This is a genomic window from Bordetella hinzii LMG 13501, assembly GCF_001548475.1.
Taxonomy (GTDB): domain Bacteria; phylum Pseudomonadota; class Gammaproteobacteria; order Burkholderiales; family Burkholderiaceae_B; genus Bordetella; species Bordetella hinzii.
The window spans coordinates 66,441-91,146 of record NZ_LRUJ01000016.1; the positions used below are offsets into that span (position 1 = coordinate 66,441).

The following is a 24,706-nucleotide window of genomic DNA, read 5'->3' on the forward strand; positions in this document are numbered from 1 at the left end:
CCTTGTGCCGATGCGCGGTTTTACGACTTGCGGAACATATTGCGGGCGAGAATGTTAATCCCCAGCACCAGCAGGGTGATCAGCGTCGCACCGGCCCAGGCAAGGTTGTTCCAGTCCTGGAAGGGGCTGGCGGCATATTGGTAGATGACCACGGGCAGGTTGGCCATCGGCGCGTTCATGTTCCAGGACATGAACTGGTTGGACAGCGCGGTGAAGAGCAGCGGCGCGGTTTCGCCGGAGATACGGGCAACGGCCAGCAGCACGCCGGTGATGATGCCGGTGCGGGCCGCGCGATAGCAGACCATGGTGATCATGCGCCACTTGGGACAACCCAGGGCGGCGGTGGCTTCGCGCAGGCTGTTGGGCACCAGCAGCAACATGTTGTCGGTGGTGCGCACCACCACGGGGATCACCAGGATGGACAGCGCCAGGGCGCCGGCCCAGCCGGAGTAGTGGCCGACCTGCGCCACATAGACGGCGTAGATGAACAGGCCGATGATGATGGACGGCGCCGACAACAGCACGTCGTTGAGGAAGCGGGTGGCCGGCGCGAGCCAGCCGCGCTGGCCGTATTCGGCCAGGTAGGTGCCGGCCAGGATGCCCACGGGAGTACCGATCAGGGTGCCCACGCCGGCCATCAGCAGGCTGCCGACGATGGCATTGACCAGACCGCCGCCCTGGCCGGGAGGCGGGGTGATTTCCGTGAACAGCGTATAGGACAGCGCGGGCGCGCCCTTGGCCAGCAGGGTGAGGATGATCCAGAACAGCCAGAACAGGCCGAACAGCAGCGCCCCCAGCGACACGGTCAGCATGCAGCGGTTGATCACGCGGCGGCGCCGGTAGACGCCGTTGTTCATGTTGAGCAAGGATTGAGCCATGTGTATTCCCGCGATCAGGTCTTGGTGCCTTCGGCGGCCGACAGGCGGACCAGCAGCATCTTGGACAGGGCCAGCACGACGGTGGTGATGAGAAAGAGGATCAGGCCCAGCTCCAGCAGCGCCGATTTCTGGATGCCGCCCGCTTCGTTGAATTCATTGGCCAGGGCCGAGGCGATGGAGTTGCCCGGCGAGAACAGCGAGCCCGACCAGCGGAAGGCGTTGCCGATGACGAAGGTCACGGCCATGGTTTCGCCCAGGGCGCGGCCCAGGCCCAGCATGATGCCGCCGATGACGCCCGACTTGGTGAAGGGCAGCACCACTTTCCACATGACCTCCCAGGTCGTGCTGCCCAGGCCGTAGGCGGACTCCTTGAGCATGGCGGGCACCAGCTCGAAGACATCGCGCATGACCGCCGCGATGAAGGGGATGATCATGATGGACAGGATCAGGCCGGCGGTGAAGATGCCGATGCCGAAGGGCGGGCCGGCGAACAGCCCGCCGATCAAGGGCACGTTGCCCAGCGTGGCGATGAGCAGCGGCTGCACATACTGCTGGAAGACCGGCACGAAGACGAACAGGCCCCACATGCCGTAGATGATGGACGGAATCGCGGCCAGCATTTCGACGGCGGTGCCCAGCGGGCGGCGCAGCCAGGTCGGCGACAGTTCGGTCAGGAAGATGGCGATGCCGAAGGACACGGGGATGGCGATGGCCAGCGCGATGAATGAGGTCAGCAGCGTGCCGATGATGGGGACGACGGCGCCGTAGTTCTGCTGCACCGGATCCCAGTCATTGAGCCACAGGAAGGACAGGCCGTATTTGGCGAGCGACTCGCGGCTGCCGTAGATAAGCGACACCATGATCGCCGCCAGCAGGATGAACACCAGGAAGGCGAACAGGCGGGTCAGGTTCTTGAAAAGCGCATCCATCAGCGCGTTGTTGTTTTGCTTCATAGGCGAAGGCGTGCCGGTGGTGGGTTCCGCCTTGCCGGTCGGCAGCGGCACACTATTATCCATTACCGCGCTCATGGAGAGGCTTTCCTTTTGACGCCACAACGGGACAGGGGGAGCGAAAACGACAAGGCCGGGCGCGGCGCCGGGAAGACCCGGCGGGGCCCGCCCGGTGGGCGGGCACCCGCGCCCGGGTGCTTGCTGGATCAGTAGACAGCCTTGCCGTCGGCGCCCTTGACCGTCTTCCAGGCGCTGCGGATTTCATTGGTCACGGCGTCGGGCAGGGGCACGTAGTCCAGGGCCTCGGCCGACTTGGCGCCGTTCTTGAAGGCCCAGTCGAAGAATTCGAGGACGGCCTTGCCCTGGGCGGGCTTGTCCTGGGTCTTGTGGACCAGGATGAAGGTGGCGGCGGTCACGGGCCAGGAATCGGCGCCCGGCTCGTCGGTCAGCACCACGCCCATGCCGGGCGCGCTCTTCCAGTCGGCGTTGGCGGCCGCGGCGGCGAAGGCCTTCTGCTCGGGCTGGACGAACTTGCCGTCCTTGTTCTGCAGCTGGGTCCAGGCCAGCTTATTCTGCTTGGCGTAGGCGTATTCGACGTAGCCGATGGAGTTCTTCAGCTGGCCGACGTAGGCGGCGACGCCTTCGTTGCCCTTGCCGCCCTGGCCGGTGGGCCACTTGACGGCCTTGCCTTCGCCGACGCTGTTCTTCCAGTCAGCCGAGACCTTGGACAGATAGTTGGTCCAGCCGAAGGTGGTGCCCGAGCCGTCCGAGCGGTGCACGACGACGATGTCGGCCGAGGGCAGCTTGACGTCGGGGTTCAGGGCCTTGATGGCGGCGTCGTCCCACTTCTTGATCTTGCCTTGGTAGATGTCGGCCAGGACCTTGCCCGACAACTTCAGCTGGCCCGGGGCCACGCCGTCGATGTTCACCACGGCCACGGTGCCGCCGATCACGGCCGGGAACTGCAGCAGACCGTTCTGCTCCAGGTCTTCAGCCTTCAGGGGATCGTCCGAAGCGCCGAAATCGACGGTCTTGGCCTTGATCTGCTGCTGGCCGCCGCCCGAACCGATGGATTGGTAGTTGACGGTGTTGCCCGTGGCGGCCTTGTAGTCGGAGGCCCACTTGGCGTAGATCGGATAGGGGAAGGAGGCGCCGGCGCCGGTGATGTCGGCGGCATGCGCGGCAAAGACAGCGGCGCTCAGGGCCACGCCGATGGAAACTTGCTTGAAGACACGTTTGAACATTGCTGGTTCCTTCTGTGCTCTTGGGAAAAGACCTGCGGGCTGGCTGCCCGTTCTTGGCTGACAGGGCGAATCTTAAGCACCCAAAATGACAAGATAGTGACAGTCATAATCCTTGTTCTGTCACATGCAGGGTCGTTCCCCATATATGCCGCCAGCCATGACAAAGGGGCGCTTGCGCGCCCCCTTCCCCTGCCGTCCCACAACGCCCGCCCGCCGCCGGGGCGGACCCGCGGCTCAGGGATGGCCCAGTTTTTCCATCAGGTACTGGTGCACATTGAATGCCGGCCGCCGGTTCTGCACGCGCGTGTAATCGCCGTCGGGCCGCTGCTGCCAGGCGAGCTGGTTGTCGCGCAGGGCATAGGTGAAGGCTTCATCGATGACGCGCTTTTTCAGGGCCTTGTCGTAGACCGGGAAGGCCACCTCGACGCGGCGGAAGAAGTTGCGGTCCATCCAGTCGGCCGAGGACAGATAGGTGGTCTCCTCGCCGTCGGCATAGAAATAAAACACCCGTGAATGCTCCAGGAAGCGCCCCACCACCGAGCGCAAGCGGATGTTCTCGGACAGGCCGGGCACGCCGGCGCGCAGCGCGCAGACCCCGCGCACGATGAGGTCGATCTTCACGCCGGCCTGGCTGGCCTTGTAAAGCTCCTCGATCACCTGCTCCTCGAGCAGCGAGTTCATCTTGGCCATGATGCGGGCGCGGCGCCCGGCCCTGGCGGCACGGGCTTCGGCGCGGATCAGGTCCACCATGCCCTGGTGCAGCGTGAAGGGCGACTGCAGGAGCGCCTTGAGTTCGCGCCGCGCGCCCAGGCCAGTCAGCTGGCCGAAGACCTTGTCCATGTCTTCGCACAGCCGCGGGTCGGCGGTCAGCAGGCCAAAGTCGGTATAGAGGCGGGCCGTGCGCGGATGATAGTTGCCGGTCCCCAGGTGGGCGTAGCGGCGCAGGCGGCCGCTTTCCCGGCGCAGCACCAGCGCCATCTTGGCGTGGGTCTTGTGCGCCACCACGCCATAGACGACATGCGCGCCCACCTCTTCCAGGCGCGCGGCCCAGTTGATGTTGGTCTGCTCGTCGAAGCGGGCCATCAGCTCCACCACCACCGTGACCTCCTTGCCGGCGCGGGCGGCCGCCAGCAGGATTTTCATCAGCTCGGAGTCCTCGCCGGTCCGGTAGATGGTCTGCTTGATGGCCATGACGTCCGGGTCCAGCGCGGCGGCGGTCAGGAAGTCGATCACCGGCTGGAAGGACTGATAGGGATGATGCAGCAGACAGTCGCGCTCGGCCACGGCGGCAAAGAGTTCCGCCGGCTTGTCGCCCAGCCGGTCAAAGGGAGCGGGCACCGGCGCCTGGTAGGCCGGAAACAGCAGCTCGGGGCGCGTGGCCACGTTGCACAGCTGCATCAGGCGCGAGAGGTTGACCGGGCCGCTGACCCGGTAGGTGTCGGCGGCCGTGAGCGAAAATTCGCGCTGCAGGAAGGTCTCCAGCTCGGGCGGCGTCAGCTTGTCGATTTCCAGGCGCACGGCGGCGCCGAAATTGCGTTGCGACAGTTCGCCCTGCAAGGCGTGGCGCAGATTGGTGACTTCTTCCTCGTCCACGAACAGGTCGCTGTTGCGTGTGACGCGCCACTGATAGCAGCCCAGCATTTCCAGGCCCGGAAAGAGCTCCCCCACGAAGGCGCGCAGCAGCGAGGTCAGCAGCACATAGCCTTCGGGCTGGCCGGACAGCTCGGACGGCATCTTGATCAGGCGCGGCAGCGCGCGCGGCGCCTGCACGACGGCGATCGACGCCTGGCGCCCGAAGGCATCGGCGCCCGAGAGGGCGACGATGAAGTTCAGGCTCTTGTTGTAGACGCGCGGAAAGGGGTGCGCCGGATCCAGCCCGATGGGCGTGAGCAGCGGCATCACGTCGCGGGTGAACACGTCGTGGGCCCAGGCCTGCTGCGCTTCGTTCCATTCCGAGGCATGGTGCAGGGCGATGCCCTCCTGGTGCAGGCGCGGCAGGATCTGGTCATTGAGCAGATCGTACTGGCGCGCCACCAGGGCGTGCACGGCCTGCTGCACTTCTTCGAAGGCCTGGTCCGGCGTGCGGCCGTCCGGTCCCACGACGCCGGGGCTCTGGCGCTGCTGTTCTTTCAGGCTGGAGATGCGGATTTCAAAGAATTCATCCAGGTTGGAGCTCACGATGCACACATAGCGCAGGCGCTCCAGCAGGGGCGTATTGGGGCTCTCGGCCATCGCCAGCACGCGCTCATTGAACTTGAGCAGCGACAGCTCGCGGTTAAGCAGCAGGGGTTCGTCAACCGAACGGATGGACATACCGGTTTCCATGCAAATCAACAGCCTCTGGTTTTACTGCAAAATCGTGACGGTTCCGTGACGCCGGGTGATGTCATAGCGTACGTCAAAAGCGGGACACATGACAGCCGGCGTTGCGCCCAAGAAAACGCCCGGTCTGCCAGCATTGTCATATCGGGTCTCTATAATCGGGGCGATTACCGTCACACCTGCGAGCACATGGATCATCTTCTGGCCGCCGTGGACCTGGGGTCCAATAGTTTCCGCCTATCCATCGGCCGCGTTGTCCAGCAGGATGGCGTGGCGCAGATCTACCAGATCGACCGCCTCAAAGAGACCGTGCGGCTGGCCGCGGGCCTGGGCCAGGACAAGATCCTGGGCCACGAGGCCATCGACCGCGCTGTCGGCGTGCTCGAGCGCTTTGGCGAACGCCTGCGCAGCTTCCACCCCAACCGGGTGCGGGCCGTGGCCACCAACACCTTCCGGGTCGCGCGCAACACCCCCGATTTCCTGCCGCGCGCCGAGGCGGCGCTGGGCTTTCCCATCGAGGTCATCGCCGGGCGCGAAGAAGCCCGCCTGATCTTCACCGGCGTGGCCCACAGCCTGCCGCCTTCGCCCAACAAGCGTCTGGTCATCGACATCGGCGGCGGCTCCACCGAGGTCATCATCGGCAAGGGCCTGGATCCCAACCTGATGTCTTCGCTGTACATGGGCTGCGTCAGCTACAGCCGCCAGTTCTTTCCCGATGGCCGGGTCGACGGCACTGCCATGAAACAGGCCGAGATCGCCGCGCGCCGCGAGATCGAAGTCATCGCCAAGCAATACCGCAAGATGGGCTGGAAGGAGGCCTACGGCTCCTCGGGCACGGCCAAGGCCTTGTTCGCCATCCTGACCGAATGCGGCTTTGCCAGGGCCATCACCGCGGCCGGCATGGCCAAGCTGAAAGACCGCATCATCCGCTCAGGCAAGGTCATCCCTTCGGAACTGCCCGGCATCAAGCTGGAGCGCGCCGACGTGCTGCCGGGCGGCCTGGCCATCATGAGCGCCCTGTTCGACGAGCTGGGCATCGAGGTCATGCACACCGGCGATGGCGCGCTGCGGCTGGGCGTGCTGTATGACCTGATCGGCCGCGACGACCGGCACGACAAGCGCGACGAGTCCGTGCGCCAGTTCATGAAGCGCTATCACGTCGACGTCAACCAGGCGCGCCGCGTGCGCCAGACGGCGCTGGCCTTGTTCGATGAGCTCATGCCCGAGGGCGCCGAGCGCGCCGAACTGCGCAACGCCATCGGCTGGACGGCCGACCTGCACGAGGTCGGCCTGTCCATTGCGCACAATGCGTATCACAAGCACAGCGCCTATGTGCTGGAAAACGCCGACATGCCGGGGTTTTCGCGCGCCGACCAGCAGCTCATGGCCATGCTGGCCTTGGCCAGCCAGGGCAAGCTGACCAAGGCCGAGGCCCTGGTGCGCAGCCGCGGCCAGTGGATCGCCATCCTGTGCCTGCGCATGGCGGTGCTGTTGCTGCGCCGGCGCGAAGACACGCCCCTGCCCTTCAAGCTGAAGATCGAAGGCACCCATATCCAGGTGGAAATCCCACGCGAATGGCTCGACAGCCACCCCCTGACGGACTTCACGCTTCAGGGTGAAGTCTCAGAATGGCGCAAGGTTGGTTTCGCGTTCGAGCTGCTTGAGCGCTAGCCTCACGGGCCGGGTAGCGCGCCGCACGAAGCGGATTTTCCAGCGGCGCAATACCCGGCGCATGATCAGCGCGTCCCCGTGGGGCGCAGTTCGGCCGGAGGTTCGGCCAGCCCGAAATGGCGCTTGTAGCGCTCGTCCATCATTTCGAGGTCCATGAGGACGGGGAAATCGGCGGCATTGAAATCCGGATCCCAGGCCGGTTCGCCGCAGACCCGGGCGCCCAGCTTCAGATAGCCCTTGATGAGCGGCGGCACGCGCGCCGGCAGCGTGCTGTCCAGGCGCTCCACCGGGTAGCGGTGCAGCGGCGTGACGCGCGGCTCGCCCTCGCGCGGCAGGCTCTTGGACACCGTGCGCCACACTTCGGCGGCGGTCACGCCGTCATCGCGCAGGCTGACGCTGGCGCAGCCCAGCGCGTAGCGGTAACCGCCGCGGCGCAGATATTCGGCCAGGCCCGACCACAGCAGCATGATGACCGCGCCGCTGCGGTACTCGGCGTCGGTGCAGGAGCGGCCCAGCTCCACCACTTCGTTGCGCAAGGCGCCCAGTCCGGCCAGGTCGAATTCCGACTCGGAGTAATAGCCCCCGGCCTCGCGGGCTTTCTCGGGGGTGAGGATGCGGTAGGTGCCGACCACGCGGCCGGTGTCCAGCTCCGTCACCATGAGGTGCTCGCACCAGGGATCGAACCTGTCCTGCTCTATGCCGTCGTGGGCATCGGGAAACACCGCCCCCATGTCATGCGTAAAGACTTGGTAGCGCAGACGCTGGATCTGCTCGACCTCCTCGGGCGTGCGAGCCAGGCCCACGGCCAAGGTGCGCTGGCCCGTGCCGGCCCAATTGCCGCTGCCATCGGTCACTTTATCCAAGCGGGCTAGTTCAAGCATTGCGCGGGGCTCCTAAATTTGCAGCAAGTGTGGACGCGCGTCATGTCAGTAGTCTGACCAAAATGTTACTTGACTGTGAAGTTTACGCCGCCCGCGGAAACTGCGCAGAAAACGGCTTGTTCTCATATGGTTACAACAACGGCCCGCTCATGGCGGGCCGTTTGTCGGGGTGCTCCAGAGAGGTCAGTTCAGGCTGGCAGCCAGCTTCTCGGCGCTGGCCCGGGCCAGCGCTTCGTCTTCGGCTTCGACCATCAGGCGCAGTTTCGGTTCCGTGCCCGAGGCCCGGATCAGCACCCGGCCCCGGCCTGCCAGCTCGGCCTCGACCGCCTCGCGCGCCGACGCCAGCCCGGCGTGGGTTTTCCAGTCCATGCCCGGCTTGAGCGGCACATTGATCATGACCTGCGGGTACATGCGCAGGTCCGACACCCATTCGGCCAGCTGCGTCTTGTTGCCCTGCAGCGCGGCCAGCACCTGCAAGGCCGCGATGGTGCCGTCGCCGGTAGTGTGGCAGTCCAGGCACAACAGGTGGCCGGAGCTCTCGCCACCGTACTGCCAGCCCCGGGCCAGCAGCTGTTCGAGCACATAGCGGTCGCCTACATTGGCGCGCTCGAAGGCCACGCCCAGGCGCTGCATGGCGAGCTCGAAGCCGTAGTTGGTCATGAGCGTGCCCACCACCCCTTCGACCCGGCCATGCCGCATGCGGTCGCGCACGATGGCATAGAGCAGTTCGTCGCCGTTGTAGATACGGCCGCTGGCATCGACCATCTGCAGGCGGTCGGCATCGCCATCGAGGGCGATACCGTAATGCGCGCCGCGCGCCTTGACCTCGGCGGCCAGCGACTCGGGATGCAAGGCGCCCACGCCCTTGTTGATATTGAAGCCGTCCGGCGACACGCCGATGGCATGCACCTCGGCGCCCACCTCGCGAAAGACGTGCGGCGCGATGTTGTAGGCCGCGCCGTGGGCGGCATCGACCACCAGCTTCATGCCATGCAGGTCCAGCGTGTGCGGGACCGTGCTCTTGCAGAATTCGATATAGCGGCCCTGCGAATCCGACATGCGCCGGGCGCGGCCCAGCTCTTCGGACTTGACGCAGCCCAACTCCTCGTCCAGGGCGGCCTCGATCTCGGCCTCGACCTCGTCGGGCAGCTTGGTGCCCTCGGCCGAGAAGAACTTGATGCCGTTGTCCTGGTAGGGATTGTGCGAGGCGCTGATGACGATGCCTGCCACCAGGCGCAGGGTGCGCGTGAGATAGGCCACGCCCGGCGTCGGGATGGGACCGGCCAGCAGCACATCGATGCCCGCGGCCGACAGGCCGGCCTCGAGCGCCGACTCGAGCATATAACCCGAGATCCGGGTGTCCTTGCCGATCAGCACCTGGGGACGTCCCCCCAGGCGGCCGGCATTGCGGCGCACCAGCACCCGGCCGGCGGCATAGCCCAGGCGCAGCGCGAACGCCGCGTTGATCACCGGACCGCCGACTTCACCACGCACCCCATCGGTGCCGAAATACTTGCGTTGACTCATGTGAGGATGGCTCCTTGTTCGGCCGCCTGCCAGACCTTCAGGGCGTCGACCGTGGCCGCCACATCGTGCACGCGCACGATGGACGCGCCACGGGCCACGCAGGCCAGGGCGGCGGCAATGCTGCCGGGCAGGCGCTCGCCCACGGGGCGTCCGGTGGCGGCCCCTATCATGGATTTGCGAGACACGCCGATCAGCAGCGGATAACTGGAGGCGCGCAGGCTGGCCAGCCTGCGCAGCAACTGGAAATTCTGGTCCATGGTCTTGCCGAAGCCGAAGCCCGGGTCCAGCACGATGCGGCGCGGATCGACCCAGGCCGCGCGCAGGCGTTGGGCGCGCGCGCCCAGGAATACGCCGATCTCGCCCAGCAGATCGGTGTACTCCGGCGCGTCCTGCATCGTGCCCGGCTCGCCCTTCATGTGCATGACGCACAGCCCGCAGCGCGACGGCGCCACCGCTTCGATGGCGCCGGGCTGGCGAAAGCCATAGATGTCGTTGATCATGTCGGCGCCAGCGTCGAGCACGGCGCGCATGACCTCGGGTTTGAAGGTGTCGATGGACAGCGGCACGCCGCAATCGCGCAAGGCCTCGATGACGGGCAACAGCCGTTTCATCTCTTCCTCGGCCGGCACGGGAGGCGCTCCAGGGCGCGTGGACTCGCCGCCCAGGTCGAGAATCTGGGCGCCTTCGGCGATCAGCTTGCGCGCATGCGCGACGGCGGCATCGGGATCATCGTGCTCGCCGCCGTCGGAAAACGAATCCGGGGTGACATTGACGATGCCCATGACAAGCGGGCGCTCGAGATCCAGCTCGAAGCGCCCGCACAAAAAAGAATTGGCCATGTAAAAACTTCGGGGAACGACGGCCGTGGTTTACACCGCGGCGGCCGTATTGCCCCCGGCGGCCATGCCGCTGGCCGGCGTGTCCTGCGAGTCCGACGGACCCTGGGGGGTCTTGGGCGGACGCGGCGGACGGCCTTCGATGATGTCGTTGATCTGGTCGGCGTCGATGGTTTCCCATTCGAGCAGCGCGCGGGTCATGGCCTCGACCTTGTCGCGGTTGTCTTCCAGGATCTTGCGGGCCACGCCGTACTGCTCGTCGATGATGCGGCGGATCTCGTTGTCGACCTTTTGCATGGTCGCCTCGGAGACGTGGGTGGTCTTGGTCACGCTGCGGCCCAGGAAGACCTCGCCTTCGTTTTCGGCATAGACCATGGGACCCAGCTCGTCGGTCATGCCGTAGCGGGTGACGATGTCGCGGGCGATGGCGGTGGCGCGCTCGAAGTCGTTGGAAGCGCCGGTGGTCATCTGGTTCATGAAGACCTCTTCGGCGATACGGCCGCCGAACAGCACCGCGATGGTGTTCAGCAGGCGATCCTTGTCCATGCTGTAGCGGTCGCTTTCCGGCAGCTGCATGGTCACGCCCAGCGCGCGGCCGCGCGGGATGATGGTGACCTTGTGGACCGGGTCGGTCTTGGGCAGCATGCGCGCCACGATGGCATGGCCGGACTCGTGGTAGGCGGTATTGCGGCGCTCCTCCTCGGGCATGACGATGGAGCGGCGCTCGGCGCCCATGATGATCTTGTCCTTGGCTTTTTCAAAGTCGGACATATCCACCGTGCGGCCATTGCGGCGGGCGGCGAACAGCGCGGCTTCGTTGACCAGGTTGGCCAGGTCGGCGCCCGAGAAACCGGGGGTGCCGCGGGCCAGGATGGTGGCGTCGACATTGGGCGACAGCGGCACCTTGCGCATGTGCACCTTCAGGATCTGCTCGCGGCCGCGGATATCGGGCAGGGGCACCACGACCTGGCGGTCGAAGCGGCCCGGACGCAGGAGCGCGGGATCCAGCACGTCGGGACGGTTGGTCGCGGCGATGACGATGACGCCCTGGCCCGACTCGAAGCCGTCCATTTCGACCAGCATCTGGTTCAAGGTCTGTTCGCGTTCGTCGTTGCCGCCGCCCAGGCCGGCGCCACGCTGGCGGCCGACCGCGTCGATTTCGTCGATGAAGATGATGCAGGGCGCGTGCTTCTTGGCATTCTCGAACATGTCGCGGACACGGGCCGCGCCCACGCCGACGAACATTTCAACGAAGTCCGAGCCGGAGATGCTGAAAAAAGGCACCTTGGCTTCGCCGGCGATGGCCTTGGCCAGCAGCGTCTTGCCGGTACCCGGCGAGCCGACCATCAGCACGCCGCGCGGAATGCGGCCGCCCAGCTTCTGGAACTTGCTGGGATCGCGCAGGAAGTCGACCAGCTCCTGGACGTCCTCCTTGGCTTCGTCGCAGCCGGCGACGTCGGCGAAGGTGATCTGGTTGGTGTTTTCGTCCAGCATGCGGGCGCGCGACTTGCCGAAGCTGAACGCGCCGCCTCGTCCGCCGCCCTGCATCTGGCGCATGAAAAACACCCAGACGCCGATCAGCAGCAGCATCGGGAACCAGGACACGAAAATACTCATCAGCAGCGACGGCTCTTCGCGCGCCTTGCCGGAAACCTGCACGCCATACTTCAGCAGATCCGAGACCATCCAGAGGTCGCCCGGCGAAGTGAGCGTGTACGAACGCCCGGTGTCCGGCGTGACGTAGAGCACATCGCCCTGGACGTCGACCTTGCGGATGCGGCCTGCCTTGGCATCATCCATGAACTGGGTGTAGGTGACGCCATCCTGGCTCTGTGCACGTCCGTCGAACTGCTTGAATACCGTGAACAGCACCAGCGCGATCACCATCCAGACCGCAACTTTAGAAAACGAATTGTTCAAGGTCGATCTCCTGCTCTCGATTCCGACCGGCAGACCCGGCGCTCCCGCGCGCAACAGCGCCCGGCCTGCAATGTAAAGTCAATGGCCCATTCTACCCTGACAAGGCAGATTGCGCCGGTTGGCGCCCCGCGGCCTGTTACGCCCGGGCTGTTCAGGGGTGTTACCCCTTTTGTGTTATTCCGTTGGATTGTTTTTCGAATCCCTCACCACGGGGTCCTTGAGATCACGCGCCACCAGGAAAGTTTCAGAGGATTTATCGCGCGAAGCCTTGGGCTTGCGCTCGACCACCCGCTTGAAACGCTGCTTGAAGGACTGGACGATCTGCGAAAACCCGCTGCCGTGGAACGCCTTGACGATCAGGGCGCCGTTGGGCTTCAGATGCGCGCAGGCGAATTCCAGGGCCAGGTCGCAGACATGCTGGATCCGGGCCGAGTCGGCCGCCCCCACCCCGGACAGGTTGGGGGCCATATCCGAAATTACAAGGTCCACCGCGTGATTTCCCACCCTTTCTTCGAGTTCGCGCAGCACCTCGTCGTCCCGGAAGTCGCCCTGGAAGAACTCCACCCCGGCGATGGGCTCCATGGGCAGCAGGTCCAGGGCGATGATGCGCCCGTCGATCACCCCGCCGGCGCCGGCCAGGCGTTCACGCGCGACCTGCGACCAGCTGCCGGGCGCCGAGCCGAGGTCGACCACCACATCGCCCTTTTTGAGCAGTTTTTCGGTTTCGAGGATTTCGATCAGCTTGAAGGCGGCGCGCGCCCGGTAGCCCTTCTGTTGCGCCAGCTTCACATAAGGGTCGTTGATGTGCTGATGAATCCAATCTTTGGAGAATTTCTTTTTGGCCATTACCGTACAATTCCACGCATGCCTATATTAGAACTCACCTCACGCGAGCGTAGCGATCTTCGTTCCGCCGCCCACCCCCTGAAGCCTGTCGTCCTTATCGGCGACGCGGGCCTGACCGACGCCGTCCTGAAGGAAATCGACCGCGCCCTCACCTCGCACGAGCTGATCAAGGTGCGTGCCGGCGGCGAGGACCGCGGCACGCGCGAGGCCATGCTGGCCAGCATCTGCGATACGCTTTCCTGCGCCCCGGTGCACCACCTGGGCAAGATCCTGATCCTGTTCCGCCCCTCGGCCACGACGCCGGCGCAAGCCGCCGAGGCTTCGGGCAAGCGCCGCGCCAGCGAGCCGCACACGCCCAAGAAGCTGGCCGCCGAAGGCAAGACCTTGGCCAAGGGCCGCCCACGCAAGCCCGCCGAGGGAGAGACGCCGAAGACGGCGGCGCCGCGCTCGGTGCCCCTGAACGAAAAGGGCCGCCCGATGCGTCCCTCGACGCGCAAGCCCAAGGAGGCCGCCGGCCACGGGATCCCGCGCCGCGCCGGCAGCGCCCTGTCGCTGCGCGCTGGCGCCCGCAGCGGCAGCGCCCGGGGCGGCCTGCAGCGCGCGCGCGTGATCAAGAGCAAATAAATCGTCTTGCCGGGAGCCTTCGGGCTCCCGATTCCGAAGGAGCCGCCCGGCTCCTTTTTTGTTTGCCCTGGGCGGACAACAATCGCCCTTTCTGGGCGTTTTGCGCCTCGCCGCCCTGTCCGGCCGCGTGGCGCGCAAATTCCGGATAAAACCGCGCCCCCCTGGACTCGGGACGATGAGCCGGCCGCCCTGGCGGGCAATGCATTGACCGGTGAAGTCCACGAAGGGGGGCGGTTTGGCGCTTAGAGGTAGCGCACGCCGATGACTTCGTACTCGCGCACACCCGAGGGTGCTTTCACTTCCACTACGTCACCCTCGGACCGGCCGATCAAGGCACGGGCCACCGGGCTGGACACCGAAATCAGGTTGGACTTGATATCGGCCTCCACGTCGCCGACGATCTGATAGGTCAGGCGGTCGCCCGAATTCAGGTCTTCGATTTCGACGGTTGCGCCAAATACGGCGCGGCCTTCCGCGTCAAGCGCGGTCGGATCGATCAAATGCGCGTTGGACAGCGTCGCTTCGAGTTCGGCGATGCGTCCCTCGATAAAACCCTGGCGCTCGCGGGCGGCATCATACTCGGCATTTTCCGACAGATCACCCTGGGCCCGGGCCTCGGCGATCGCATTGATCACCGCCGGACGTTCGATGGTTTTCAGCCGGTGCAGCTCTTGTTGCAAGCGCTCGGCCCCGCGCACTGTCAAAGGAATGGCAGACATGTCGTTATCCCAGCAAAAGTAGAAAACGCCCCGTAGAGGCGTTTCGGTGAAGGCCCAAGCCACGCTGCCAAAAGACAGTACGCCGTCGCTGCCCTGGCGGGGTCGCCCCGGGGCAGTTTGGCGTGTGATCTTCCAGAATGTTGGCGGCCAGCCAAACACAGCAAGGCCGGACCGCGGCACGCCCCAGACGGAAAGCGTGGCTCAAAGCCAAAACAAAACCCCGGCTCGGGTCGGAACCGGGGCAGTCAAGGTGTCATTGTGGTCAAACTCCCGGGGAAAAGCAAGCCCCCTGGGAGCGGCCCAGATTTATCGGCTGTTGGGCGCCATTTGGGCGCCAGTTTCGGCAAAAAAACCGACGTTATCGACACGGACCACGCCATGAGGCGGCGCACAGGATGATGCCGCGGCCGCGGACGGCTGGCCCTCCGGCGCGGGCAGGCCAGCCCGGTGCCGGGCCAGGCGCTGGCAGAGGTCCACCACCCAGCGCCGCACCCACTCGCGGTCCTCCTCGCACAACTGCGACAGGCGGGCGGCGATGTCGCTGGCCTGGTCGGTCTGGCGCGCCGGCCCGCCGGCCAGCACCGCATCCAGCGATACGCCCAGCACTTCGGTCAGGTCCAGCAGGCGGTTCAAGGGCGGCAGGGTCGCGCCGCGCTCAAAGCGCGAGATGGTTTCCTGCTCCACGCCGAGGCGCTCGGCCACCTGCTCCTGGGTCAGGCCTCGAAGACGCCGATGATCGGCGATCGAGCGGCCCAATCTCTTGCTGAATTCTTCGTGGCTGTTCATGTCGGCACCACACCTCGTTTGGTGATCCCACAATTTGGATGGCGCGTGGGCGCCAGAGGCCTCGATGGCCGGGGCCTTCCCCTTAAGTAACAAAAAGTCGCGGGAAATTCCAGTCGCGCCAAGGCAAGCGCGCAAAAAAAAACGCGGCCCCGACGGGACCGCGGCGCGCCGGCCGGGCGACGCTCAGCCGCGCCGCTTGCGGCCCAGGATGGCGTAGAGAATGATGGCGCCGAAGGTGGCCGTGCCTATCCCGCCCAGCGTGAAGTCGCCCAGCTTGACGGTGAAGTCGCCCGCGCCCAGCACCAGGGTGACCGCGGCCACGATGAGGTTGCGGTTCTCGCTGAAATCGACCTGGTTGACGACCCAGATGCGCGCGCCGGCGATGGCGATCAGGCCGAACACCACCACCGACATGCCGCCCAGGACCGGACCGGGGATGGTCTGGATCAAGGCGCCGAACTTGGGCGAAAAACCCAGCACGATGGCGATCAGCGCGGCCAGCACGAAGACCAGGGTGGAATAGATGCGGGTGACGGCCATGACGCCGATATTCTCGGCATAGGTGGTCACGCCGGTGCCGCCCACCGCGCCCGACACCATGGTCGCCACGCCGTCGCCCACGAAGGCCCGGCCCAGGTAGCGGTCCATGTCGCGGCCGGTCATGGCGCTGACGGCCTTGAGGTGGCCCAGGTTCTCGGCCACCAGGATGATGGCCACCGGCACGATCAGCCCCATGGCCTGGGCCTTGAAGACCGGCGCGGCGAATTGCGGCAGGCCGAACCAGGGAGCCGCGGCCACGCCGGCAAAGTCCATGGGCTTGCCCAGGCCCAGGCCATTGGCCAGCAGGGCGTAGATGACGCAGGACAGGATAAGCCCCACCAGGATCAAGAGGCGCTGCACCATGCCGCGCGTGAATACGGCGATGCCGCCCACGCAGAGAATGGTGACGATGGCCATGGACGCATCGAAGCCGGAGGCCCCCATGGCCCCCTTGGCCGCGATGGGCGCCAGGTTCAGGCCGATGACCGCCACCACCGCGCCGGTCACCACCGGCGGCATCAGGGCCTCGACCCAGTTGGCGCCAGCTCCGCCCCGGGCATTGGCCGCCCAGACGAGCAGGCCGATCAGGGTATAGGCCAGGCCGCAGGCGATGATGGCGCCCAGCGCCACGCCGATATTGGGATTGGGCCCCGATCCGGCATAACCGGTCACGGCGATCACCCCGCCGATGAAGGCAAAGCTGGACCCCAGGTAGCTGGGCACCCTGCCGCCGACGAAAAGGAAGAAGATCAGCGTGCCGATGCCCGACATCAGGATGGCGACATTGGGATCGAAGCCCATGAGCAGCGGCGCCAGCACGGTCGAGCCGAACATGGCCACCACGTGCTGCGCGCCCATGGCGATGTTCTTGGGCCAGGACAGCCGTTCATCGGGCGCGATCAGGGCGCCCGGCACGGCATCATCGGCCAGCCGCCAGCGCGGGAAATAGGAGTTGGACATGGGAATCGGGAGAGGGTGAAGGGATCCGGGGCGAAGTGTAAGGGCACGGTCAGGCCAGGGGCAACCGGGTTTAAGTTTTCTTCGCCGGCTGCCGTACTAGGAGTAACCCTCACCCCTTCCAAAGGACAACCCGTGGCGATTTCTTCAGTCGGTTCCAGCGCCTATGCCTCCATCCTGTCGCGCAGCGCGCCCGCGGCGTCCAGCGGCAAGAGCGAAAGCGCCGTGCAGCAGACGCTGCGCGAACTGCAGAAGCAGCTGCGCCTGGTGCTGCAACAGATGGAGCGCGTGCGCAACAGCAATGCCACGGCCGAGCAGAAGGCCCAGCAGCTGCAGGCCCTGAACAGCCAGGCGGCCGCCTTGCAGGGCCAGATCCAGAAGGTCCTGCAAGAGCAGCTCAAGCAACTGCAGGGCTAGCCGCGGCGCCCGCGCTGATCGGGCATATCAAAATTTCTGATTGGACGCGCCCTCCGGGCGCGTCTATGGTCTGTGGCACATAAAAAACACCGAGGAGACAGACCATGAACGCCGTGCGCACCGCACTGGCGGCCGCCCTCCTGGCCGCCACCGCCCCTGCCCTTGCCGGCACCGTGACCGTGATCACGTCCTTTCCCAAGGACCTGACCCAGGTCTACAAGACCGCCTTCGAGAAAGCCCATCCCGGCATCACGCTCGAGATCCTCAACAAGAACACTGTCTCGGGCATCGCCTTCGTGCGCGAAACGCCGGCGGGCCAGCGTCCCGAAGTGTTCTGGGCCAGCGCGCCGGACGCTTTCGAGGTCCTGGCGCGCGACAAGCTGCTGGCGCAGGCGCCCGATGTGTTGAACAAGGCCGTGCCGGACAAGATCGGCAGCTACCCGATCAACGACCCTTCCGGGCGTTATATGGGCCAGGCCCTGGCCGGCTACGGCATCATGTACAACACCCGCTACATCAAGGCCAACAAACTGCCGGCCCCGGCGGAATGGAAAGACCTGCTGGCCCCGCAATGGTTCGGCCATGTCGGCATCACCGCCCCGTCGCGCTCGGGCACCATGCACCTGACCGTCGAGACGATTCTGCAGGGCGAAGGCTGGGACCAGGGCTGGCAGACCATCCTGCGCATGTCGGGCAACAGCAGCGCGGTCACCGAGCGCTCCTTCGGCGTGCCCGACGGCGTGAACAACGGCCAGTTCGGCGCCGGCCCGGTCATCGACTTCTTCGGCCTGTCGAGCAAGTATTCCAAGTTCCCGGTGGAATTCGTCTACCCGACCGAGACGGCCATCGTGCCGGCCAACATCGCGCTGATCGAGGGGGCCAAGAACACCGAGGAAGGCAAGAAATTCATCGCCTTCACCCTCAGCCAGGCCGGCCAGGAGCTGTTGCTCGAACCCAAGATCTCGCGCCTGCCGGTGCTGCCCTATGCCGATATGAAGGGCAAGATCCCCGAGGGCTATCCCGATCCGGCCGACATCGCCCGGCGCAGCAAGGTGCACTTCGACGCCGACCTCTCGCAGACGCGCTACTACGTGGTGCAAAGCGTGTATGACCAGACCATCACCTTCCGCCTGAAGGAGCTGCAGGCCGCGACCAAGGCCATCTACGACGCCGAAGCCAAGCTGGGCAAGCGCGCCGGCGAAGGCAAGGCCGCCGAGCTGCTGGCCCAGGCGCGCAAGCTGACCTGGTCGCCCGTGGTCGATGGCAAGGCCGCGTCCGACCCCGAGTTCCTCAAGCTTTTTGCCGGCAACAAGAAGGATGCGGCCGTCAACCAGAAGATCACCCAGCTCGAAGGTGAATGGAACGGCAAGGCGCGCGCCAACTATGAGCAGGCCGTGAAGCTGGCCCGCGAAGCCGCCGCGCTGTAACCGCCCCGCAGGGGCATGCGCCGGCTCGGGCGAGCCGGCGCCCTTTTCTTCATTGCGCAGGAACCCTCATGATGCTCACGGGTCGATCCCGCCTGCCCGCGGGGCCGCTGCTGGCCGCGTTGCTGGTGCTGGCCTTTCTGGTGCTCTTCCTGATCTTTCCGGTCGGCACGGTTTTCTATACCGCCTTCGTGAATGCGGACGGCAGCTTCACGCTCGGCCATTTCGGCGCTTTCTTCGCGCAGCCACTGATGAAAGAGGCTTTCTTCAACAGCCTCTACGTCGCGGGCTGGTCGGCGCTGCTGGCCTCCCTGATCGCCGTGCCGCTGGCCTACTTCACCGTGCGCTTCGATTTCCGCGGCGCGCTGCTCATCCAGACGCTGGGCGTGCTGCCCCTGATCATGCCGCCTTTTGTGGGCGCGGTCGCCATGCAGCTGCTGTTCGGCCGCTCGGGTTCGGTGAACCTGCTGCTGGACGATTGGTTCGGCTTCACCATCCCCTTCATGGAAGGGCTCAACGGCGTCATCTTCGTCGAGTCGCTGCACTACTTCCCCTTCATCCTGATGAACCTGGTGGTGGCGCTGCGCAATATCGACGGCTCGATGGAAGAAGCGGCCTTTAACCTGGGCTCGCGCGGCTTCCGGCTGTTTCGCCGCGTGATCTTCCCCCTCGCCCTGCCCGGCTATGTGGCGGGCACCTCGCTGGTGTTCGTCAAGGTGTTCGACGACCTGGGCACGCCGCTGGTGCTGGGCACGACCAATATGCTGGCGCCGCAGGCCTATCTGCGCATCACCCAGGTCGGCCTGGAGGATCCGCTGGGCTATGTGATCAGCGTCATCATGATCGGCTTTTCCATCCTCGCGCTCTGGCTGTCGGCCCGCATGCTGGGCGGCAAGGACTACTCCACGCTGCAAAAAGGCGGCAGCTCGATACAGAAGCGCAAGCTGCGCCCGGCCGAGTCGGTGCTGGCCTATGGCTGGATCATCCTGGTGCTGGCCTTGGTGCTCTCGCCGCATCTGGGCGTGTTGCTGCTGTCGCTGGCCAGCGTCTGGAGCTATGCCCCCTTGCCCGACGGCTATACGCTGGCGCACTATAGCGCCGTGTTTTCCGAATCGCAGGGCATGATCGCCAACACCTTGCTGTATTGCGGCCTGGCCGCCGGCGTGGACGTCATCCTGGGCACGGCCATCGCCTACCTCATGCTGCGCACCCGGCTGCCGGCGCGCCAATGGCTGGACTTCCTGGCCTCGGCCGCGCTGGCCATCCCGGGCATCGTCCTGGCCATTGGCTATCTGCGCACCTTCCGGGGCGTGGAAATCGGCGGCGTGCTGCTCACCTCGTCCTGGGTGCTCATCATGATCGCCTACTCGGTGCGGCGCCTGCCTTATGCGCTGCGCGCCTGCGTGGCCTCGTTGCAGCAGATCAATATCTCGCTCGAAGAGGCCGCCGAGTCGCTGGGCGCCAACCGGCTGCGCACGCTGCGCCGCGTCGTCGTGCCGCTGATGGCCGGCGGCATGCTGGCCGGATTCGTCACCAGCTTCGTGACGGCCGCCGTCGAGCTGTCGGCCACCATCATGCTGGTCACGCGCGACAGCCAGGCGCCCATGAGCTACGGCATCTATCTCTATATGCAAAGCGCGGCCGGCCGCGGCCCGGGCGCCGCGCTGGGCGTGCTGGCCGTGGTGGCCGTGGGCATAGGCACTTATGTTTCTCATCTGCTGGTCGAGCGGGCGTCGGCCCGCCAGCGTCCGGCGCAGGAATGAACCATGAAGAAAATCAGCGTCGAGTGCCGCAATATCCGGCTCTCCTATGGCAAGAACGAAGTCCTGAAGGACATCAACATCCACATCGAGCCCGGTGAATTCTTCGCCCTGCTGGGGCCCTCGGGCTCGGGCAAGTCCACCCTGCTGCGCCTGATCGCCGGCTTCAACCAGCACAGCCACGGCCAGCTGCTCATCGACGGCAAGGACATCAGCGGCACCCCGCCCTGGAAGCGCAATATCGGCATGGTGTTCCAGAACTATGCGCTTTGGCCGCACATGAGCGTCTGGGACAACGTGGCCTTCGGCCTGGTCGAGCGCAAGCTGCCGCGCGCGCAGATCCAGGAGCGCGTGCAGGACGCGCTGGAGTTGGTGGGGCTGGCGCAGTTTGCCAAGCGCCGTCCCAACCAGCTCTCGGGCGGCCAACAGCAGCGCGTGGCCCTGGCCCGCACCATCGTCATCGAGCCGCAGGTGCTGCTGCTGGACGAGCCGCTGTCCAACCTGGACAAGAAGCTGCGCGTGCAGATGCGCCAGGACCTGCTGGCCTTGCAGCGCCGGCTGGGCATCACCACCATCTTCGTCACCCATGACCAGGAGGAGGCCATGACCACGGCCGACCGCATGGCCGTGCTGGACCGGGGCGTGGTGCAGCAGATCGGCACGCCGACCACCTTGTTCGACTATCCCGTCAACCGTTTCGTGGCCGACTTCGTGGGAACCATGAACGTGCTGGAAGGCGAGGTGCGCGAGCGCAGAAGCGACAGCGTGCTGCTGGCGGTCGACGGCGTGGGCGAACTGCAGCTGCCGGTCACCGGCGACGTGCCGGAGTCGGCGCGGCTGGCGGCCAGCTTCCGGCCGCATACCGTGCAGATCGAAATGGCCGACGGCATGGGCGATGCGCGCTATGTCTGGCTGCCCGCCGTCGTGGAGGCCAGCGAATTCCTGGGAGAGTTCACGCGCTATCAGCTGTCGGTGGGCGAGCAGCGCCTGACCGCGGACCAGACGCATATGGCAGGCCTGTCTGCCTTCCCCATCGGCGCGCCGGTCTCGGTCGGCCTGGAACCCAGCCAGATCCGCCTGCTGGCCGCCTGAGCGCCCGGCGGACATGGAAATCTATCAGATCCGCGCTTTCGTCACGGTGGCCCGGCTGGGCCACCTGACGCGCGCGGCCGAAGCCTTGTCGCTCACCCAGCCGGCGGTCAGCGCCCAGATCAAGGCGCTGGAGCAGAGCCTGGGCGTGGCGCTGTTCGAGCGCAGCGCCGGCCGCATGGTGCTGGCCCGTTCGGGCGAGGCGCTGCTGCCCACGGCCGAGGCGCTGCTGGTCCTGGGCGCCCAGCTCAAGTCCGAGGCGCAACAGCTGCAAGGCGCCTTGCAAGGCGCGCTCGACCTGGGCGTGCCCAGCGAACGCCCGGAATTCCTGCGCCTGGGCGACCTGGCCTCGACCTTGATGCAAAGCCTGCCCCTGGTCGAACTCAAGACCCATGTGCTGGCCGCCGACGCCCTGCTGGAGCAGGTGCAGGGCGGACGGCTGGCCGCCGCCCTGCTCATCGTGGCCAATCCGCCCCGGGCGGTGCAGTGGCGGCCGCTGCGCAGCGTGCGCTACCGCATTGCCGTGCCCAAGCCCATGCGCGACGCCCTGACCCGGGCCGGCTGGCGCGACATCGCGCAGCTGCCCTGGCTGGACGGGCCGGCCGGCAGCCACACCCATCTGCTGCTGCGCGATATGTTCGAGCGCCACGGCCTGGCCCCGCGCGTGGTCATGCAGAACGATGACCAGGCCAACCTGGACGCCATGGTGCGCGCCGGCGCCGGCTGCGCCCTGCTGCGCGAGGAGACCGCGCTGGCCAGCGCGGCGGCGGGCGACTTCATCGTGTGGGGACAAGCCCGCGCCGACGCCACGCTGGGCTTTATTCAATCGCCCGAGCGCGCTGGCGAAGCCTTGCTGGTCGCGCTAAGCTCGCTGGTGCAGAAAATCTGGAAACCCGGCGCTCCCGCCACCGCAACACATGACTGAAATCTGGTTCATCCGACACGGCGAAACCGACTGGAACCGCCAACGCCGCCTGCAGGGCTGGCAAGATATCCCGCTCAATGCCGCCGGCCTGACGCAGGCCCAGGCCCTGGCCGAAAGGCTGCGCGGCGAGAGCCTGCCCTTTGACGCGCTCTACAGCAGCGACCTGCGGCGCGCGCTGGCCACGGCCGAGCCGGTCGGCCAGGCCCTGGGCTTGCGCGTGCGGCCCGAGCCCGGCATCCGCGAACGCGGCTTCGGCGTGCTCGAAGGCCTGGACCTGGACCGCATCGACGAACTGGCCCCGGCGGCCGCGGCCGCCTGGAAAAGCCGCGAACCCGGGCGCGCGCTCGATGGCGGCGAAACCCTGGGGCAGTTCCATGCCCGCGTGGTGGCGGCCGTCGAAGACATCGCGCAGCGCCATGCAGGCCAGCGCCTGCTGGCTTTCACCCATGGCGGCGCGCTGGACATCATCTGGCGCCAGGCCAGCGGCGTGCCCTTGGACGCCCCGCGCTATGCCAGCCTGCTCAATGTGAGCATCAATCGCGTCGCCGTCGAAGGCCGCGCCTGGCGCATCCTGGACTGGGGCGATGTCAGCCATGTGGCCGACGAGGTCGGCAACGACATCCAGCCCTGAGCGTTTCAGGCGCCGGCGCGCGGCTTGCGCGGCGCATTGCGCGCCAGGCGGTCATAGAGCCCATTCGGAATGAGCCGCATCAAGCGGCTCACCACCCCCATCTGCCACGGGATGACCCGATAGGAAACGCCGCGAGCGATCGCCCGCCTGGCCTGGCGGGCAAACTCTCCCGCCGGCATCAGGAAGGGCATGCCATAGGGGTTGTGCCGCGTCATCGGCGTATCGATATAGCCCGGCGCGATCGTCACCACCTTGATGCCGCTGGCGGCCAGCTCCAGGCGCAGGCTCTCGCAATACGTGATGACAGCCGACTTGGAGGCGCTATAGGCGCCCGCCCCGGGCAGCCCGCGGATGCCGGCCACGCTGGCGATACCGACCAGGCGCCCGCCGCCCTGCTGCTTCATGTTCTCGATGAAGGGCTCGAAGGTGGCCACGGTCGCCATCACATTGGTGTCGAAAATGGCCTTGAAGACCGCGAAATCCTCGTCCGCCTCGGTCAGGGTCCCGGCGCTGATGCCGGCGCTGGCGATGACGACATCCACGCCGCCGCAATGGCCCAGGAAATCCCGCGCGGCGGCATGCAGCGCGGCGCGGTCGCGGACATCGAGCGCGTAGACGTGATGCTCGCCGGGCAGGCGGGCGGCCAGCGCCTCCAGGGCCGCCTTGCGGCGCCCCACCAGCCCCAGGCGCGCGCCATGCCGGGCATACTGCTCGGCCAGCGCCAGGCCCAGGCCGGAACTCGCGCCGGTGATAAAGACATGCATCGCTGACTCCAGATAAGGCAACGCCCGCGGCAAGGCGGGCGCTGGGTGTGGTCGCCGGTGGGGCCGATCAAAGGAAGATCAGCGCGAAGATACCGAGAACGAGCAGCCACTTCAAGACATAGTAAAGCGTCTTGTTCTTTTTCTTGATGCTCTTGCCGAAACGGCGGACAGCGTACACCCCGCCGAAAATCCGGTTGATGCCGCCGGTGCGGTCGCCTTCCTGGTTGGGAGACGTGGCCGCGCGCAGCAGGATGGTGCCGAAGAAATTATTGACCGCCTGCGCCCAGCGGTATTTCATGGGACGCTCGAGGTCGCAGAACAGGATGATGCGGTTCTGCTCGGTCTTGTTTTCGGCGTAATGGATAAAGGTCTCGTCGAACACCACGGCTTCGCCGTCGCGCCAGTAGTAGTCCTGGCCGTCGACGTTGATATAGCAATCCGGGCTGTTGGGCGTGATCAAGCCCATGTGAAAGCGCAGTGAGCCGGCATAGGGATCGCGATGGCGCGGCAGGCGGCTGCCCGGGGGCAGCGCCGTGAACATGGCGGCCTTCATGCCGGGGATATTGCTGACCAGCTCCGTCGTCACCGGGCACAGGGCCCGGGCCGAGGGATGGTCGGTGTCATACCACTTGAGATAGAAGCGCTTCCAGCCGCTCTTGAAGAAAGAGTTGAAGCCGGCATCGTTGTATTTGTCGGAGGCCTTGATATGGCCCTCGCCGAACAGCTGCTCGGCCTCGGCCCGGATGTCCTCCCAGCGGTCCATCAGCACCTTGACCTGCGGAAAATTCTTCAGGTCGAGGTAGGGCTGGTTGGGCACGCCGGAAAAGGCGTACATGAAGACATTGATCGGCGCCGTGAAGGTGGAATGATCCAGGACCTGGCGCGAGAACCGGTGCCGCACGCGGCCGCGGTAGTGCACCACCATGGCGGTGACGATGAACAAGGCGAGTATGAACCACTTCATGCCGGATCCCCCCGGGTCCGGAGGATGGCTC

At 66.1% G+C, this 24,706-nt stretch carries 22 protein-coding genes; 8 read left to right on the plus strand and 14 right to left on the minus strand.

The window, feature by feature from the left end; genetic code table 11:
- Positions 1-20: 20 nt before the first annotated feature.
- From pstA to ppk1, 4 genes are all read right to left on the minus strand, one after another.
- Positions 21-878 carry a phosphate ABC transporter permease PstA gene (gene pstA / locus AXA74_RS24165; protein WP_029577453.1) on the minus strand — a complete coding sequence of 286 codons (858 nt, stop codon included), beginning with the start codon at positions 876-878 and terminating at the stop codon, positions 21-23.
- 14 nt (positions 879-892) lie between these two features.
- The gene (gene pstC / locus AXA74_RS12475) at positions 893-1,906 is read right to left on the minus strand and encodes a phosphate ABC transporter permease subunit PstC (protein ID WP_029577454.1); all 1,014 of its coding nucleotides are present in this window, start codon (positions 1,904-1,906) and stop codon (positions 893-895) included.
- Between the two features lie 128 nt (positions 1,907-2,034).
- Positions 2,035-3,072, minus strand: a complete 1,038-nt coding sequence (gene pstS / locus AXA74_RS12480) for a phosphate ABC transporter substrate-binding protein PstS (protein WP_029577455.1) — start codon at positions 3,070-3,072, stop codon at positions 2,035-2,037.
- 234 nt (positions 3,073-3,306) lie between these two features.
- The gene (gene ppk1, locus AXA74_RS12485) at positions 3,307-5,385 is read right to left on the minus strand and encodes a polyphosphate kinase 1 (RefSeq protein ID WP_032956170.1); all 2,079 of its coding nucleotides are present in this window, start codon (positions 5,383-5,385) and stop codon (positions 3,307-3,309) included.
- Positions 5,386-5,583: 198 nt separating this feature from the next.
- On the opposite strand from ppk1, the gene ppx reads away from it, so the two are divergent.
- Complete coding sequence (gene ppx / locus AXA74_RS12490; protein WP_029577457.1) at positions 5,584-7,065, plus strand: exopolyphosphatase; 1,482 nt, start codon at positions 5,584-5,586, stop codon at positions 7,063-7,065.
- Between the two features lie 65 nt (positions 7,066-7,130).
- On the opposite strand, the gene AXA74_RS12495 is transcribed toward ppx, so the two are convergent.
- The 5 genes from AXA74_RS12495 to AXA74_RS12515 form a co-directional block, all read right to left on the minus strand.
- Positions 7,131-7,946 (minus strand): GNAT family N-acetyltransferase, encoded by an 816-nt coding sequence (locus AXA74_RS12495; protein WP_029577458.1) that lies wholly within the window; start codon positions 7,944-7,946, stop codon positions 7,131-7,133.
- A gap of 183 nt (positions 7,947-8,129) precedes the next feature.
- Positions 8,130-9,473, minus strand: coding sequence for a phosphoglucosamine mutase (glmM, locus tag AXA74_RS12500; RefSeq protein WP_029577459.1), 1,344 nt, complete (start codon positions 9,471-9,473; stop codon positions 8,130-8,132).
- Complete coding sequence (gene folP / locus AXA74_RS12505) at positions 9,470-10,312, minus strand: dihydropteroate synthase (RefSeq protein WP_029577460.1); 843 nt, start codon at positions 10,310-10,312, stop codon at positions 9,470-9,472. The genes glmM and folP overlap by 4 nt, the downstream gene beginning before the upstream one ends.
- Before the next feature lie 30 nt (positions 10,313-10,342).
- Positions 10,343-12,229 (minus strand): ATP-dependent zinc metalloprotease FtsH, encoded by a 1,887-nt coding sequence (gene ftsH, locus AXA74_RS12510; RefSeq protein ID WP_029577461.1) that lies wholly within the window; start codon positions 12,227-12,229, stop codon positions 10,343-10,345.
- 174 nt (positions 12,230-12,403) lie between these two features.
- Positions 12,404-13,075, minus strand: coding sequence for an RlmE family RNA methyltransferase (locus AXA74_RS12515; RefSeq protein ID WP_029577462.1), 672 nt, complete (start codon positions 13,073-13,075; stop codon positions 12,404-12,406).
- 18 nt (positions 13,076-13,093) lie between these two features.
- On the opposite strand from AXA74_RS12515, the gene AXA74_RS12520 reads away from it, so the two are divergent.
- Positions 13,094-13,699: a YhbY family RNA-binding protein gene (locus tag AXA74_RS12520; RefSeq protein WP_032979791.1), complete on the plus strand. Its 606-nt coding sequence runs from the start codon at positions 13,094-13,096 to the stop codon at positions 13,697-13,699.
- Between the two features lie 242 nt (positions 13,700-13,941).
- Here AXA74_RS12520 and greA read toward each other — a convergent pair whose 3' ends face one another.
- The 3 genes from greA to AXA74_RS12535 all read right to left on the minus strand — a co-directional run bounded on the left by greA (position 13,942) and on the right by AXA74_RS12535 (position 16,704).
- Entirely contained in the window at positions 13,942-14,418 is a 477-nt protein-coding gene (gene greA / locus AXA74_RS12525; RefSeq protein WP_029577464.1) for a transcription elongation factor GreA, read from the minus strand.
- A 306-nt stretch (positions 14,419-14,724) separates the two neighbouring features.
- Entirely contained in the window at positions 14,725-15,204 is a 480-nt protein-coding gene (locus AXA74_RS12530; RefSeq protein ID WP_029577465.1) for a helix-turn-helix domain-containing protein, read from the minus strand.
- Positions 15,205-15,387: 183 nt separating this feature from the next.
- The gene (locus tag AXA74_RS12535; RefSeq protein ID WP_029577466.1) at positions 15,388-16,704 is read right to left on the minus strand and encodes a solute carrier family 23 protein; all 1,317 of its coding nucleotides are present in this window, start codon (positions 16,702-16,704) and stop codon (positions 15,388-15,390) included.
- A gap of 132 nt (positions 16,705-16,836) precedes the next feature.
- Here AXA74_RS12535 and AXA74_RS12540 point away from each other — a divergent pair, with 132 nt between their 5' ends.
- The 6 genes from AXA74_RS12540 to AXA74_RS12565 all read left to right on the plus strand — a co-directional run bounded on the left by AXA74_RS12540 (position 16,837) and on the right by AXA74_RS12565 (position 22,947).
- Entirely contained in the window at positions 16,837-17,118 is a 282-nt protein-coding gene (locus AXA74_RS12540) for a hypothetical protein (protein WP_029577467.1), read from the plus strand.
- A 104-nt stretch (positions 17,119-17,222) separates the two neighbouring features.
- On the plus strand, positions 17,223-18,545 hold the full coding sequence (locus AXA74_RS12545; RefSeq protein ID WP_029577468.1) for an ABC transporter substrate-binding protein: 1,323 nt from the start codon (positions 17,223-17,225) through the stop codon (positions 18,543-18,545).
- 68 nt (positions 18,546-18,613) lie between these two features.
- Positions 18,614-20,305 carry an ABC transporter permease gene (locus tag AXA74_RS12550; protein WP_029577469.1) on the plus strand — a complete coding sequence of 564 codons (1,692 nt, stop codon included), beginning with the start codon at positions 18,614-18,616 and terminating at the stop codon, positions 20,303-20,305.
- Between the two features lie 3 nt (positions 20,306-20,308).
- Positions 20,309-21,394, plus strand: a complete 1,086-nt coding sequence (locus AXA74_RS12555) for an ABC transporter ATP-binding protein (protein WP_029577470.1) — start codon at positions 20,309-20,311, stop codon at positions 21,392-21,394.
- Between the two features lie 13 nt (positions 21,395-21,407).
- Entirely contained in the window at positions 21,408-22,316 is a 909-nt protein-coding gene (locus AXA74_RS12560) for a LysR family transcriptional regulator (RefSeq protein ID WP_032979799.1), read from the plus strand.
- Positions 22,309-22,947: a histidine phosphatase family protein gene (locus AXA74_RS12565; protein ID WP_032979800.1), complete on the plus strand. Its 639-nt coding sequence runs from the start codon at positions 22,309-22,311 to the stop codon at positions 22,945-22,947. Before AXA74_RS12560 ends, AXA74_RS12565 begins: the two co-directional genes overlap by 8 nt.
- A 5-nt stretch (positions 22,948-22,952) precedes the next feature.
- On the opposite strand, the gene AXA74_RS12570 is transcribed toward AXA74_RS12565, so the two are convergent.
- Both AXA74_RS12570 and lpxO read right to left on the minus strand, forming a co-directional pair.
- A complete protein-coding gene (locus tag AXA74_RS12570) occupies positions 22,953-23,711 on the minus strand; it encodes an SDR family oxidoreductase (RefSeq protein WP_029577473.1) in 759 nt (252 codons plus the stop codon).
- Positions 23,712-23,778: 67 nt separating this feature from the next.
- Positions 23,779-24,675, minus strand: coding sequence for a lipid A hydroxylase LpxO (gene lpxO, locus AXA74_RS12575; protein WP_029577474.1), 897 nt, complete (start codon positions 24,673-24,675; stop codon positions 23,779-23,781).
- Positions 24,676-24,706: the final 31 nt, after the last annotated feature.

What these genes read in the sequence shown, in the direction of transcription:
- ppx (WP_029577457.1), top strand. Translation starts at nt 5,584, where the DNA reads ATGGATCATCTTCTGGCCGCCGTGGACCTGGGGTCCAATAGTTTCCGC.
- ppk1 (WP_032956170.1), bottom strand. Translation starts at nt 5,385, where the DNA reads ATGTCCATCCGTTCGGTTGACGAACCCCTGCTGCTTAACCGCGAGCTG.
- AXA74_RS12535 (WP_029577466.1), bottom strand. Translation starts at nt 16,704, where the DNA reads ATGTCCAACTCCTATTTCCCGCGCTGGCGGCTGGCCGATGATGCCGTG.
- AXA74_RS12565 (WP_032979800.1), top strand. Translation starts at nt 22,309, where the DNA reads ATGACTGAAATCTGGTTCATCCGACACGGCGAAACCGACTGGAACCGC.
- pstS (WP_029577455.1), bottom strand. Translation starts at nt 3,072, where the DNA reads ATGTTCAAACGTGTCTTCAAGCAAGTTTCCATCGGCGTGGCCCTGAGC.
- folP (WP_029577460.1), bottom strand. Translation starts at nt 10,312, where the DNA reads ATGGCCAATTCTTTTTTGTGCGGGCGCTTCGAGCTGGATCTCGAGCGC.
- greA (WP_029577464.1), bottom strand. Translation starts at nt 14,418, where the DNA reads ATGTCTGCCATTCCTTTGACAGTGCGCGGGGCCGAGCGCTTGCAACAA.
- AXA74_RS12570 (WP_029577473.1), bottom strand. Translation starts at nt 23,711, where the DNA reads ATGCATGTCTTTATCACCGGCGCGAGTTCCGGCCTGGGCCTGGCGCTG.
- AXA74_RS12555 (WP_029577470.1), top strand. Translation starts at nt 20,309, where the DNA reads ATGAAGAAAATCAGCGTCGAGTGCCGCAATATCCGGCTCTCCTATGGC.
- AXA74_RS12515 (WP_029577462.1), bottom strand. Translation starts at nt 13,075, where the DNA reads ATGGCCAAAAAGAAATTCTCCAAAGATTGGATTCATCAGCACATCAAC.
- AXA74_RS12495 (WP_029577458.1), bottom strand. Translation starts at nt 7,946, where the DNA reads ATGCTTGAACTAGCCCGCTTGGATAAAGTGACCGATGGCAGCGGCAAT.
- lpxO (WP_029577474.1), bottom strand. Translation starts at nt 24,675, where the DNA reads ATGAAGTGGTTCATACTCGCCTTGTTCATCGTCACCGCCATGGTGGTG.
- AXA74_RS12520 (WP_032979791.1), top strand. Translation starts at nt 13,094, where the DNA reads ATGCCTATATTAGAACTCACCTCACGCGAGCGTAGCGATCTTCGTTCC.
- AXA74_RS12560 (WP_032979799.1), top strand. Translation starts at nt 21,408, where the DNA reads ATGGAAATCTATCAGATCCGCGCTTTCGTCACGGTGGCCCGGCTGGGC.
- pstC (WP_029577454.1), bottom strand. Translation starts at nt 1,906, where the DNA reads ATGAGCGCGGTAATGGATAATAGTGTGCCGCTGCCGACCGGCAAGGCG.
- AXA74_RS12545 (WP_029577468.1), top strand. Translation starts at nt 17,223, where the DNA reads ATGAACGCCGTGCGCACCGCACTGGCGGCCGCCCTCCTGGCCGCCACC.
- AXA74_RS12530 (WP_029577465.1), bottom strand. Translation starts at nt 15,204, where the DNA reads ATGAACAGCCACGAAGAATTCAGCAAGAGATTGGGCCGCTCGATCGCC.
- pstA (WP_029577453.1), bottom strand. Translation starts at nt 878, where the DNA reads ATGGCTCAATCCTTGCTCAACATGAACAACGGCGTCTACCGGCGCCGC.
- AXA74_RS12550 (WP_029577469.1), top strand. Translation starts at nt 18,614, where the DNA reads ATGATGCTCACGGGTCGATCCCGCCTGCCCGCGGGGCCGCTGCTGGCC.
- glmM (WP_029577459.1), bottom strand. Translation starts at nt 9,473, where the DNA reads ATGAGTCAACGCAAGTATTTCGGCACCGATGGGGTGCGTGGTGAAGTC.